The following is a 13,540-nucleotide window of genomic DNA, read 5'->3' as shown; positions in this document are numbered from 1 at the left end:
TTGAAGTTGTGACGTAATAAAAAAGCTCACCTTCCGATGAGCTTTTTATTTAACTAAATTTAATAATATGTATTAGACTTTAAATTCTGCTAATACAAAATTTTTTACGATTTCATCAAAACTTGGTTTCAGAAGAGTTGGCTTGCTATCTTTTATAGTTTTATACCAATAACTTGCTGCAACTCCCATGCTAATCAAAGCTAACAATTTCATTGCTCACCTCACTTATTGGGAAGAGTGGACTTCAAATTAACATCCGCGTTTGTAGCGTTCCAACTCGTTTTAGAGAGGTTTCTGTATATTTTTCAAACAATGTGTAATATAAAAAATCCCATCTTTAGGAGCTTTTTTTAAGGACAATAGTGCAATTTACTTATACTTAGCCCCCTATTTAACTTGTACAAGAGCAATTAGTCTCTTAAGTATTACAAACTAGGCCCCGTTTATTTAAATCAATTACAATTACTTTTATAGAGTCAATAGTTGGCCATTGTGAAGCTATACTATACCAATAATTTTGAAGCGTTTCTTCTAACTCATTTAGCCCAACTCTGCTTCCATTCATGGACCATTTTTTATTCGTGTTCTGAGCAACTAATAAAAATATTCCACAACCAGAAGTAGCTTCACGAAGATAATCTCCTACTAATTGATTTCTTAACCTTTCACATAATTCTGGCCCAGTCCAATTTTTATCCAAAATCTTTAATTCAATCGGTACTGGACTATTTATTCTCGGATTTTCTAATCGGATATCGGTACGTTGGCTATTAGCAAGTTCATTTTCTTGAGATATAGAATATTTATTTTGAGCTATTTTTCTTAGTTCACTGGCAATAAGATTTCTCATTTCTGTTTCCTCTTCTACTCTTTGCCAAGTACGCCATGGGCTATCATCCCCATTTTCTAGCCAATCCTTCAGCTCAAAAACTCTAAGTAAAGCTAAACTAAACAGCTCTTTATGTGTTTTAGGTTTTATATTTCCAAAAACCTCAAATTGCAGTAATTGCTCACTTTCCCATGGTTCTAAATCACCACATGATAGTGCAATGTTAGAAGCTGTTTTTAATAACCAATTTCGACGGTTATGATCCTTAGTTTCTTTAGATAAATCTTTAATGGCATAATAAGTTTCTGCACATGGAATATCTTTTAAACATGAAAATAATAGATCTCTTGCATCTTGAGCATCATCTCTTAAGCCAGGTGAATAGACAATTAAGCTAGGCCTTAAAATATCCTCATCAGGTTTTATATATTCATGCATCAACGAGTAGAGTCGTTTTAAATGTTGTACTTCTTTTAATTGATCAATTTTAGTTTTACCTTTAACTGAACCTTTTCTACCAGTTAAATTGCAGATAAACTCCTGCGCAGCGTAAGTTGCATCTTTAAATGGCAATTGTTTTAGCCATTTTTCCAAATTAATTATTCCATTTTCTGGCTCACTATCTACAAATAATGCAAACCACCATGCTTTATCGCCTACTGAATCAGATAGTTTTATTCTCTGTTTAGATAATCTACTAAGGTCTTCTTTTAAAAGATCTGATTTTAGTATTATTTTTAATAGATAACTATTAGTTTGTTTATGTAGCAATTTATTATTACTAATTAACCAATTAAAGATTTTTGGAGCTATATCTATATATAACCAAGGTGCATGGTGGAATATCTTCTGAAGAATATGACTATAATTATGTTCAAGAGCTGGATCAGATGTTTCAAGCTCCCAAACTACTTCTTTCATTACAGACTCACTGACGAGATCAGGAAAAAACTTATAAAACTTTTCCAACCATGATGGAAAGTCATTTAACTGCCAAGAAAAATATCTAAGCGCATGCTTAATTTCATAAATATTTAAATTTAAAGGGAAATTTTCATTTTCATTTGATTCTATTTGTAAACCAGCTAGACCAAAAATCACAGTGTAAGGAGTACTATTTATTGGCAAATGTTCCTCTGAATGTAATTTAGGTTTATAGATGCGCCAAAATTTGATAGCTGCTTCACGATATGCAAAAGCAACTTGAGTCCCGAATTCATTTATTAAGATTTTCCAATTTGAATAGTCTTCACGATTCGCTGAATCCTTTCCATAAATAAACTCATTCATTAGCCAATAGCAATCATTAGTTAATTCACCTTTTAAAAAATAAGATGAATTACTAAGTCTTTCAGGATCATTTTTTAATGATTTAATCCAATTTAATCTAGCCTTTGTATTTTTTAATTTTTCTTTTTCCTGTTTTAATCTTGTTTTCTGCATTTTTTCTTCATGTTTTTTTTGACTATCACTTATAATAGGATTAATAAGATTTTCCAAATGTATCGATAAGGCTGGATAAATAGAACATGATATTTTAATTTTTTCCAACATCCATTCAGATTTATCATTTTGATGATATACCATAAATACTCTATTAAGGGCTACTAATTTATCATCCATTAACACCTTATTATCAATAAAAGCTAACAACCGCTCAAAATCTTTTATATTAAATTCCCAGAAATGATCAAAACAAGAAATCTTCCAATCATCAGTAATTTTTTTTTGCTCATACTGCCGTAATAATTCTATTGAATACCAATATAAATTATCATTTAATTCACTCCAATCATGAATAAGTGATCTCAACCTATTTTGTTCATTCCTATCCAAATAATCATCACTATATTCCAACCATCTAACATTTATTAATAATTCAAGTACCTGTTTCTCAAGTGCTAGCTGACTACGACACTCAACTAACTTTTCAATTATTTTATATACTGTTTTAAGTAACCATAAATATTTTTTAGAAATTTGGGACTCTTTTCTCTCATAAAAATCATTTGTCCGGAGTAACTCATCAATACCAACTAATAGTTGATATACTAATTTTTGATCACAATTATTTATAAATTTTTCTAACTCTTCATTTAAACCAGTAAATTCATATTTTTTATAATCTGATGATTTTTTTAATGAAAATATAAGTAGATCAACTATTTCTTTATCTGGTTTAATTCCTTCTACTAATTCTGCGATTAGTTGCCTATTTAAAATTTCTTCATTTTCATTTAATTTTTTCCATAGCTCAATTTTTTCTATTCTATTTGTACATGACATAATAGCCCGAATAGCTATTCGTCTGGAATACATATCACGAGCCTGATCAAGAGCTATAGGTTTCAATAATGGAATACACTTACTGAACTTTCCTTGCCAAACTATTTTTCCTAAAGAGAAAATAACATCTTCATTATTAAAATATTTTTGTATCAGAAATAAAACTACTTCTTCAAAATCAGAACTGACAATTTTTGAAATTGAATCGTTATCTCTAATAAAACGATCATCTAAATTATGAGCAATTCTATTTATATATTCAGAAAAAAACTGTTTGCGTACACTTGAAGATAATTGAGAGGGATCACCACTTTCAAATGCTATTTCTGGTTGAAACTTAATTACTTTTTTACATATTTTTTCATCTAAAATAATCAACCATGGCAAGATAGGTCGGAGAGAAGGTGTTATTATTTTTTCTCCGAATTGTTCTTTAAAGAATAGGCCTTCTACCGCAAGTCGATTATCACCATTTAATTGTTTCGCAAACCATTGAGCTGCTAGAAATTCACGTATATCTCTATGTCTAAACCTTACAGCTCCATAAATAATATCATTAAAAATACCAGACTCTAATAACCTGCTTATTTCTTCACTATCCCAATCTGGAAGGATTTGTGGACCGTTTAAATTATCATTATTATGTGAAAATGGTGAAACACTAATACTAGCCTTACCTGTTAATATAACTGCAGCTGCAAGGCGCTCTGCACCAGCTAAAAGTTTTTCAAAAGTTATACGTACAGATTTTCTATCATCAGTATGAGAATCGCCTAGGCGTTGGTTGATATTATATCTTATAATATCTAAACGAGATCCTAACTCCCCAATATCATTCCATTTTTTTATAATATTTTCTAAATCAAATGGTCTTTCAGCCAAACCCAATAAATCAAAATTTTTAATTTCATCTATTAATTTATCAATATTGTAAACTTGCCTTATATTACAAAAAATTTCAATTTCTTCATAACCTAATGGAGACAAAACAACTACTTTAATTGAATTTTCTTTATTATCATTTAGCGCCTTTTTATTATCAACTTTAAAAGAATTAGATATTATTGAATTCAGTAAATCTTCATCCTCTTGATATCGCCAACTATATGGTCGACTAGAAATATAGATATGGCATCTATGTGAAGCAGATTGAATTTTTCTTGCAAATTTATTTATAGCTTTTTGAAATGCTCTTGGATCTTCTAAACGAGCTTCATCCACTGAATCTAGGAAAAACCAAGCTTTTTTTTCAGGAGATGTTAACCATTCTTCAAAACAGTCTCTATCCCCGACTTCAAATGATTCTATAAAATCATTATCAATATCTTCTATTCTAATAAAAAAAGAAAATTTATCATCATTTTCAAGTTTTTTGGCCTGCTGCTTAAATTCTTCTGTTTTTCCTGCTCCAGCTTCTGCCAAAACTACACATCTATTATATTTTACTAATAAATCTTCCCATGTTAATAATCCCGCAGAATCCATACTTAATGAGTAATCACTATTTGTAACTTGAGAATTACTATTAGATGATAATTGTGAGAATTTTCTATTAAGCTCAATATAACTCATAATATTTTGGGTTTTGTATCTAATAATTAGTACTATAAATTTATTTTTATCTTAAATCTATAATACCTTAATTTATCCTCCCCCAAAAAACCTCTCCACCACCACATCCCTTTCATCCAAACTGTTTGAGCTTAAAATCTGGAACATCAAGCCATCTATAAGGTTTAAAACCAAGTCAGCATTTGGTTTTAAATCATGAGTTTCTAAACTAAAAATAAGGTCAAAAATCTCATGATGTAGCCATTTTCTATACTCCATTGCCATACGGTAAGCCTGTGGGTAGGCGATTTTAATTTCAAAATAGGCTTTAAGTAAAAGGTAGTACAGGCTATTAAAGTTGGCATGTAAAACGACAATCTCTTTGAGCTTATCTTTTGAAGTGCGGTAACGGCTTGAGTAAATAATGGCGAGCACTTCTTCTTTAAGTTTGCTCTTTTGAAAAGCAATGCACATTTCAATAAGGTGCTCTTTCGAGCGAAAGTAGTTATAAAGGGAGCCTTTCGGTATTTTGGCTTCTTTGGAAATGAGGTCTACGCCTGCTGTATGAAACCCATAAGTTGTAAATAGTCGTATAGCAGTTTGAACAACATGTAGTTTTTTCGAAGAAATTTCTAAATTTGACATAGTTTTACCGTTTTAAGTTCTTGTTGTTTCTAAAACAGATTAAAAAGCCTGTGCCTTTTCTGGGAGAAAAAAGACACAGCAAAGCCGTAAAGACTGTGCTTGGCACATTTCAAGTTTTATTGTTGCTAAGTTTTAGACGTAATGATTTAAAGCCTGAAAACCTTACGGCGATCGAGCTGCTTTAAAGTGATTTAAGTGGTGTCGATATAGATTTTGACAGTGACTGCCAATAATTTATGAATGTGCATAGCCAACTCCTTCTTTTGGGAGTTCTGCCAAAGCATTTCAAATTATGGTGGCAGAACGGAAGCAGGTTGACGGACTGGGTTCGACTTCCAGCACACCCGAAGGTGTCCCACTCCCGTCCTACCGCTACGGGAGGGAACGAGGTGCACACATAAAACTATCCCTCAGAAAGGAATAATCTGATGCGGTCGAATCATCGGTCCGTCAAAACCGACTGGCAATGTAGGCCAGCCCGCAAATGGTAATCTTGAACAATTAAGGTGTCAATGTGAAATTGGCTAGAAATTATTTAATTAATTATTGTTTTTCATTAGATTAGATATTCTTAACTATAGCTACTCATATGTCGGCTATAGTTAAGAACAAGATGAATTAAAAGGTCTTATTCATTATTTCTGAGTCAGAATGTTACATCCCATACGTGGACCAAAAGCAACAAATGTCTTAAGTAACCCCTTAATTGCTTTGGGTTGTTGCCCACGGCTAATACGGCGGAATTGGGCAGCGTGCCATGCTAGTTGTAAATAGGCATCTACAGGTTTATAGCCAATTGAAGGCACATGAGCAGGTTCTATTGTCGACTTCCCTGCCAAAAGTTGCTTTGCCAAATCTGGCTGTGTTGCAAATGGACGAGCCATTCCAACAAGGTCAACTACTCTATCCGCCACAATCTGATTCATAAAACTGGCTTTACGTAACCCACCAGTTAACATGAGTGGTAATTTGCTTTGTTTGCGAAGTGCGGTGGCATAGTCAATAAAATATGCATCACGCTGAGCAGAACGATCTGGTGCATAGCCTAACTGTGCAGGAGACTCATAATTTCCACCCGAAATTTCGAGTAAATCGATTCCCTCTTTTTCGAGTGCTAAAGCAATGTCTAACGATTCTTCCTGACTTAATCCGCCTTTTTGAAAATCGGCAGAGTTGAGTTTTACGCTTAATATTTTGTTTTTTCCTATTGCAGCTCGTACAGCCTGAACTGTTTCAATGAGCATACGACGTCGGTTTTCAGGGCTACCGCCCCACTTATCTGCTCGAACATTGGCTAGAGGTGATAAAAATTGTGAGAGTAAATAGCCATGTGCTGCATGAACCTGTACTCCATCAAAACCAGCTTCAACAGCGAGCCTCGCAGTTTGAGCAAATCGATTGATCTGCTCATATATTTCTGCTTCGGTCATCGCACGAGGAATACGAATAATATTCATGGCAGGTAAATCAAGCCCAACTGCTGAAGGGGCTATTGGCTTTTTCAAAAGTGGTAAAACTGCAACACGGCCTGGGTGATTAATCTGCATAATAATTTTGCTGCCATTGGCCTGAGCAGACTGGGCCCATAACTTATTTGCTTGCAGAAATTCTGCTGACTCTAAAACCACATTTCGTGGTTCCACAAAAGCACGGTGGTCAATCATCACATTGCCCGTGATTAACAACCCTGCTCCACCTCTGGCCCAAGCTGCATATAACTGTTGCAAGTCAATTGTCGGCGAACCATGCCGATCAGCAAGTTGTTCACTCATTGCAGATTTGGCAATTCGGTTTGGAATGGTAATGCCACAGGCTAACGTTAAAGGGCTTGCTAATGTGGCCTTTGGATTAGGTTTTGTCATTTTCTTTCTTCCTAAATTTAAAAATCATTCATTGAGATATAGGTCTTTTAATTTCTTCATTTGTTCACGGTTATCGTGTTGCCAAGGGTGAAAATCTTTAGAATAAAAATCTAAGTAACTGCGGCTAATTTTTCGGATCACACCTTGACCGCCAAACAAATATTTCAAACCCACATATAGATTTTTAAAATCTCTATTTTTGCCAGAAGCCTTTAAAAGCTCTTTTGTTCCTCTGGTAGTAATAATGAGAAAAGAAAGCGTGGTTTCTAACATAACCAACCTTAAGAAATAAGGTCTATTCACTAAAGATTGATAGACATCAAATGCCACAGCTTTATGCTCTGTTTCTTCAATGGCATGCCAAGCCCAAATTTTTCGCAAATGAACATTAAACAACGCTAAGTCTTCGGGTGCAATACTAATAAAATAGTCCGCTAAAATTGCCGTTAAATGTTCCATACATACCGTGCAAGCCAACTGATGCTCTAAAGAAAATCGTTGCTGTAACATACGGTTCATCTTTTTAAAACGTTTATAAATACGTTCAACTGGATAACCTTTTTTAAGCATGACAGCATTAAGTGCATCATGCTCTTTGCCGTGATGAGCTTCTTGACCAATAAAAGCTCGGACTTGTTTAAGCAAAATAGGATCGCTAATTTTGTCCTGATAATTACGCACACTATAAATAAACTGCCGTTCACCATCTGGGAAAGCACTCGACAAGGCAGTAAATAACATGGTCAGCAAAGGATTATCTTTAAACCAAAACTCTGGTATTTCGTCTGGAAAAGACAAATCTAATTGACGCACTGTAATGTCAATTGATGCGGAAATTTTAGAAAAATCTTGTGCTGGCTTTGACTCAAAAACTGCATTCATGTTTATTCTCCAGCTATAAAACGCGTGGATTAAACTGACGTAATAAAAATAACGGCGTGCGTAAACGAGGTATTTGAATCGGTGGAATTAACCCTCCCGACAAATCAACGCGATGTAATCTGGCCTCAACCACCTTGCCTAACCCCATATCATGTAATGGATCGTTTGCTGTACCTGTAAAACGTAAGTTCATTTCAACCTGACGCACTTCAACTGGATGCTCTTTCGGGGTGAATCGAACTTCACGAGGTAAACCAATTCCTAATCCACCCGTAATATTCCGATGCGGTAATCCCAAAATTGGAGGTGCATCATGAATAACTTCACCCAGCTTGGCTTCCATTTCAATGAGTGTTGTGCCTCGGCGTGAAGCTTTGCTTAAAATGCGTTTGCCATCATTTTCCCAGCTAATTTCACCCATCTTTTTAGGGTAGCCGAGCAATTCACGACCAATAATCATGGCGCGGTCATCGTCCAAAATCATCCAAGGACAAAAGATTCCAGTCTTGTTGCCAACTTTAATATGAACAAATAAACCCGCTTCATGGTAAGCGCCCGTATAGACATTTTCTGGGAAATACGCACAAAACAAATCGGCTCTGGCAGGTTTAACCAGTGTCATTCCAGACGGTAACCAGCGCGCCATTGCTTTTTCATCAACTTCAACGACAGCAGTCAAATATTGAGCATTGTGATAAAGCTTATTGCCAGGATTGGCTAAACCCACAGGCACACGTAAGTCATTAATCAACTGTTTCATGGGCTTAATCTCGAAAATACTTGTTTAAGGATGGGCAGTAAAATAATGCGTGGTGTGTAACGCCCACCAAAAGTTTGAGCCTGTGCCACGAAACCCGGAATCACAATTCGACAATTCCGCTCCATTCCTTGAATGGCTTCTTTGGCAACGCGTTCTGCTGTTACCCAAACAAAATTGCCACCGACTCCATCAATTTTGGTAATTCCAGCAACTTCATTAAAACCAGTTTTGGTTGGCCCCGGAGCCAGTAACGTACAGCTAACCCCTGTCCCTTTAAGTTCGCTATGTAATGACTCGGCAAAAGAATTGGCAAATGCCTTGGTTGCTGCATAAGTTGCATTTGCTGGAGTCGGCTGATGACCAGAGGTAGACCCCACAATGAGTATTGCCCCAGCTTTTCTTTTAATCATTTGTGGCAACACGGCTAAAGTCAGGTCATGAATTGCCACCGAATTAACTTCAACTTCTTCACGCTCTCGGTCTGCATCTAAGTCTTGTAAGCAACCAAAAGTCGCAAATCCAGCATTATTACAAAGAATGGCTACTTCAATATTTTCTAAATAATAACGAAATTTAGCTCGCGCCGCCCGATCACCCAAATCACATGGATATAAATCTACGGATATTTGATATTCGGCTTTTAATTTTTCTGCGAGTGTCTCTAGTTTGTCTACACGACGTGCCACCAAAACTAACGAATAACCGCGCATAGCAAACTGTTTTGCTAGCTGTTCACCAATACCCGATGAAGCGCCAGTAATCACGACTCGCGATGAATCTTGTGGAATAGGTAAGCTCATAATTGATGCTCAAAATACGGTAAATTGATTATTCCGAACTTTTAACTTGAGCGTGAGATGTGGATCAGACATACTGATAATCATTTTCGGCCAAAACAAAAAGTAATATGAAAGATCCGTATGGGCTTTCCAAAGCCAGCATTCCTATTTCTTATGCGCATTTATTATTAGAAATCATGGTCGACAAAGGATTTTCTGCCCTTGAGATTTTGAAGAAAAGTAAAATTCCCTTAAACCTTTTAGATCAACTAGATGCGCGTATTACTCCTGTGCAGTGGTCTAAACTGGCGTGGGAAAGCTTGTTATTGTCGAAAGATTCTGGCTTAGGATATGAATATGGACTAAAACTGCGTTTAACTGCTCATGGCCCGATGGGATATGCCCTTATGAGTAGTCCAAACCTTCGTCAAGCCATTGAGGTTTCAACGCAATTCTTTAACATGCGATTAAAAGATTATCGTATTGCTTTGCTTGAAAATAATGAGTTTTCTATTATTGAAATAAATGAAACTCACCCAATTGTCAGCAATCAAACCGAACAAGCTGAAACGCTTAGACGATTTTTTTATGAATGTCTAATGATTGGTGTGATTCAAACTGGCCAATTTCTAATAGAACATGATTTTGCTGAAATCGAGTTATGGGTAGATTGGCCTGAACCTACCTATCACAAAGCCTATCAACACGTATTGCCACCTATTCGCTTTAATCAAGCGACTAATCAAATTCGATATACCCAAAAGCTTCTAGATTTACCCATTAAAATGGCAGATCCGATTGCTTTTAAACAAGCTCTGATGCAGTGTGAAGCTGAACAAATCCGTTTTTCAGAGCAAATTAAAGATATATGCCTGACTGTAAAGGCCGAACTAAACTTAAAACCACAGGTTGGTTATCCTTCATTTTATGAAATTGCAACTCGCTTAAACATGTCTAGTCGAACATTACGGCGCCATTTGAGCCAAGTCGGTTCTTCATATATTCAACTGCTTGAAGAAGCTCAACAAAAAGAAGCTGAGCATTTGTTACTTCATAGTGATATGGATATACAAGAAATTGCGCTTTATCTGGGCTATATACAACCTACAAATTTCACACGAGCTTTTAAGAAATGGACAGGTCAAACACCAGTTGTATTTAGAAAAAATTCGATATAATTTTCAGAAAGGCACTCTAGTTAGTTGAATTATAAACTTAATAAAATGGGGCTGTGAATACGCCCCATTTTGGTTAAACCTTTCTATTTACTGATTTTTTATTTAAAAATTCCAAGTCATAGATAAGGTTGCCTTTAAAGGTTCACCGGGTTGTACCCATTCATCTGTATAACTTGAAACGTAATAATCTTTATCAAAGATATTATCAACATTCAACTGTACCCTTAAATCTGGGCGCACTTGCATATACCCACCGACATTAACCACTGTAAACTCAGGCAAACTTGTTCCATTATCAATATAGTTGGCACTACGTTTACCAAAGTAATTGATGTTGCCTACTAAGCCAGCTGCCCTTCCAAATAACTCAAACTGATAATCTGCATTTAAGTTTGCAGTGTGCTTAGGAATATTTTTAAGGCGAGCGCCTTTCGCATCGACTTCACTTTCTAAAACAGAAGCTTTCGTTAAAGTATAATTCGCGCCCACATTAAGATGATCGCTAAACTTGTGCTTTAACTCAATTTCAACGCCATGACTTTGGACTCGACCACTATCTACATAACTGTCGGTTATACCTTCAGTCAGTAAGTGTTGTTTATCTAAATCAAAATAAGTTAGACCAAACCAGCTTTGCGGTAAAAATTGGTATTTTGTCCCAATTTCCCAGCTCTTGGTTTTCTCTGGGTCATACAGTCGATTATCTTTATTAAGACCTGTATTTAACTCAAAAGATTTCCCCCAATTACTATAGAAAGAAAGCTTTGTTGTAGGTTGATAGTTCACTCCAACACGTGGACTCAAGGGTGTAAATTTTTGCTGAGCCGATATTCCTGTTCTGTAGTCATCAATTTGTTGCTCAAGGCGATTAAAACGCCCTCCAAGCAACAAATTCCATTGATCGTTCAAAAAAATCTGGTCTTGTAAGTTCAGTCCCAGCATATTTTGAATTTCTTTGGTATTTTTGGTTGTTCTGGTCAGAGCTAAAATATTTTGCCCGTAAACTGGATTATAAATATTAATCGGGCTAGATGTACCGACTGCATTACGAAGCTGAATTTGGTCAATAGTATAGTGCCCAGCTTCAATGTTTGCGACTACTTCGTGCCTGATTGTTCCTGTATTTAGTTTCCCGCGTAAAATCGACTGGAACTGAAATGTATCAGTTTCAAATTGACGATAACGTCTAAATCGGTTTGCAGTTTGACCATCTGCTGAAATACTCGAAATTTCAGTAGAGGTTCCTTCCCGTTCGCCATGACCGTAGCTTAAAGCTGTCGTATTATTCCAGTTTTCATTAAATTGATGATTTAACCGTAACTGGTACAGTTGGTCTTTAACCTTAATGTCCCCATCTGAAGGCTCACCCAAAAAAGTCTTTTTGTTGACAACAAATGCCCCGTTTACCATTGGAACACCGCGATCAAACACGCCTTGATGTTCAGAAAATTCTGTATCTAAATTAAGCTGTGTCTAATCTGAAATTTTCCATGCAAGTTGTGGGGCAATAAAATAATGCTGACTGTCGACATGGTCTCTGAAACTCTGATTATTTTCATAAGCCAGTCCAAGCCTATAGGCAACAGCATCATTTAATGCACCTGTGCTATCTAGTGAAGCTCTATATTCTTCTAATGTACTGCCACTTAAGCTTACTTCATTTTTTGGCGTCCATTCTGGTTGTTTGGTGGTAATGTTCATAATGCCACCTATAGCTCCTTGCCCATACATGGCTGCCATAGGTCCTTTTAAAAAATCGATTGCCTGAACATTCACCATATCTCTTGCAGTATGAATACCACTTAAAGAACTTAAACCATTACGTAAATAGTTTGTTCCCATGTTGGGGTCGGTACTAAAACCACGAAATGAATAGTTATCCCAAAAACCACCACCATAACTATCTTGATACACCACACCATTAACTAAAGCTAATGCATCACTCAAACGTTGAATATTATTATTTTTAATATCTTGAGCAGATACATGAGACTTAGTAAATGGAACATCTAACAAACTATGGTCAAATTGGGTTAATGCTATTGAAGAATTAGAGTTTTCGCCGCTCTCTTCGGCTTTAACCGTAATTTTTTCTAGTTCGGCAATCTGGCTCTCAGGTTGGCTTTGTGCCATGGCTGACATAGAAAATTGAGCAAATAAAATGCTCCACGCAAGTGGATGAAGTAAAAATTTAGACATGACAAACTCTGTTTAGTAATTAAATAGGAACAAACACGTACCTAGAAATGAATTAAGCAAAACAAAGTTGTTTAGGTGGGGCTCGCCCTTGCGGTGAAAGAAATAAGCGTCTTAAATAAAATAATATATAACTTAACGTTGCCAGCATAATAAAGCGAACAACGACACCAATTGCAAACAAGGTGAACTTGAAGCCATCAATATTTGCAATGTGGCTATAGAGATAACAAAAATGACAGCTTAAGCTTGAGTCGTGCTGAATGTTTTTGTTTAAGAGCTTTTCATGAGAATCATTTTTTATATGATGAGATAGATGTTGTTCAGCTTGCATACTTGAATGATTCATCATTTCACTAATTTGTTCACATACTATTTGCTGATGCATTTCGCTGGGCAATAGGCTTTGCCAGAACACGAGGTTCTGTAGCAATATTGCTAGTAAGCCGATTAAGAGCCCAAACCGATACATGAAAAATTAGTCTCATCAAAGTGCTGTGAAAAATAGCATATTTTTTTTAATATATTCAGTAATCTTCGACTCTCATCTTCATTTTTTTAAAAATTTTGAA

9 protein-coding genes and 1 pseudogene are annotated in these 13,540 nt (G+C 35.7%); 1 reads left to right on the top strand and 9 read right to left on the bottom strand.

Translation table 11 applies throughout. The annotated features are described in order from the left end of the window. Positions 1-72: 72 nt before the first annotated feature. From MSG95_RS15955 to MSG95_RS15925, 7 genes are all read right to left on the bottom strand, one after another. A complete protein-coding gene (locus MSG95_RS15955) occupies positions 73-213 on the bottom strand; it encodes a hypothetical protein (RefSeq protein ID WP_174736318.1) in 141 nt (46 codons plus the stop codon). A gap of 205 nt (positions 214-418) precedes the next feature. Beyond that, a complete protein-coding gene (locus MSG95_RS15950; protein ID WP_324624882.1) occupies positions 419-4,687 on the bottom strand; it encodes a hypothetical protein in 4,269 nt (1,422 codons plus the stop codon). 72 nt (positions 4,688-4,759) lie between these two features. After that, on the bottom strand, positions 4,760-5,311 hold the full coding sequence (locus tag MSG95_RS15945) for a TetR/AcrR family transcriptional regulator (protein ID WP_324624883.1): 552 nt from the start codon (positions 5,309-5,311) through the stop codon (positions 4,760-4,762). Positions 5,312-5,946: 635 nt separating this feature from the next. After that, positions 5,947-7,173, bottom strand: coding sequence for an NADH:flavin oxidoreductase/NADH oxidase family protein (locus MSG95_RS15940; RefSeq protein WP_151819612.1), 1,227 nt, complete (start codon positions 7,171-7,173; stop codon positions 5,947-5,949). 24 nt (positions 7,174-7,197) lie between these two features. Continuing rightward, positions 7,198-8,055, bottom strand: a complete 858-nt coding sequence (locus MSG95_RS15935; RefSeq protein WP_151819611.1) for a metal-dependent hydrolase — start codon at positions 8,053-8,055, stop codon at positions 7,198-7,200. A 13-nt stretch (positions 8,056-8,068) separates the two neighbouring features. Further along, positions 8,069-8,815: an acetoacetate decarboxylase family protein gene (locus MSG95_RS15930; protein ID WP_324624884.1), complete on the bottom strand. Its 747-nt coding sequence runs from the start codon at positions 8,813-8,815 to the stop codon at positions 8,069-8,071. Beyond that, the gene (locus tag MSG95_RS15925; protein WP_151819609.1) at positions 8,812-9,615 is read right to left on the bottom strand and encodes an SDR family NAD(P)-dependent oxidoreductase; all 804 of its coding nucleotides are present in this window, start codon (positions 9,613-9,615) and stop codon (positions 8,812-8,814) included. Before MSG95_RS15925 ends, MSG95_RS15930 begins: the two co-directional genes overlap by 4 nt. A gap of 107 nt (positions 9,616-9,722) precedes the next feature. On the opposite strand from MSG95_RS15925, the gene MSG95_RS15920 reads away from it, so the two are divergent. Further along, on the top strand, positions 9,723-10,772 hold the full coding sequence (locus tag MSG95_RS15920) for an AraC family transcriptional regulator (protein WP_324645131.1): 1,050 nt from the start codon (positions 9,723-9,725) through the stop codon (positions 10,770-10,772). A gap of 102 nt (positions 10,773-10,874) precedes the next feature. Here MSG95_RS15920 and MSG95_RS15915 read toward each other — a convergent pair. Both MSG95_RS15915 and MSG95_RS15910 read right to left on the bottom strand, forming a co-directional pair. Then, a pseudogene (locus MSG95_RS15915) lies at positions 10,875-12,971 on the bottom strand (TonB-dependent receptor). A 52-nt stretch (positions 12,972-13,023) separates the two neighbouring features. Then, positions 13,024-13,356, bottom strand: coding sequence for a DUF2946 domain-containing protein (locus MSG95_RS15910; protein ID WP_252717733.1), 333 nt, complete (start codon positions 13,354-13,356; stop codon positions 13,024-13,026). Positions 13,357-13,540: the final 184 nt, after the last annotated feature.

It is taken from the genome of Acinetobacter sp. IK23 (assembly GCF_035615275.1).
GTDB classification, from domain to species: domain Bacteria; phylum Pseudomonadota; class Gammaproteobacteria; order Pseudomonadales; family Moraxellaceae; genus Acinetobacter; species Acinetobacter seifertii.
Note: the sequence above shows the minus strand (reverse complement) of the source record. Positions and strands in the feature narration are given on the sequence as shown.

Bases quoted from the DNA above. Each gene is read 5' to 3' on its own strand.
- MSG95_RS15925 (WP_151819609.1), bottom strand. From the start codon at position 9,615: ATGAGCTTACCTATTCCACAAGATTCATCGCGAGTCGTGATTACTGGC.
- MSG95_RS15945 (WP_324624883.1), bottom strand. From the start codon at position 5,311: ATGTCAAATTTAGAAATTTCTTCGAAAAAACTACATGTTGTTCAAACT.
- MSG95_RS15935 (WP_151819611.1), bottom strand. From the start codon at position 8,055: ATGAATGCAGTTTTTGAGTCAAAGCCAGCACAAGATTTTTCTAAAATT.
- MSG95_RS15950 (WP_324624882.1), bottom strand. From the start codon at position 4,687: ATGAGTTATATTGAGCTTAATAGAAAATTCTCACAATTATCATCTAAT.
- MSG95_RS15955 (WP_174736318.1), bottom strand. From the start codon at position 213: ATGAAATTGTTAGCTTTGATTAGCATGGGAGTTGCAGCAAGTTATTGG.
- MSG95_RS15940 (WP_151819612.1), bottom strand. From the start codon at position 7,173: ATGACAAAACCTAATCCAAAGGCCACATTAGCAAGCCCTTTAACGTTA.
- MSG95_RS15930 (WP_324624884.1), bottom strand. From the start codon at position 8,815: ATGAAACAGTTGATTAATGACTTACGTGTGCCTGTGGGTTTAGCCAAT.
- MSG95_RS15920 (WP_324645131.1), top strand. From the start codon at position 9,723: ATGAAAGATCCGTATGGGCTTTCCAAAGCCAGCATTCCTATTTCTTAT.
- MSG95_RS15910 (WP_252717733.1), bottom strand. From the start codon at position 13,356: ATGCATCAGCAAATAGTATGTGAACAAATTAGTGAAATGATGAATCAT.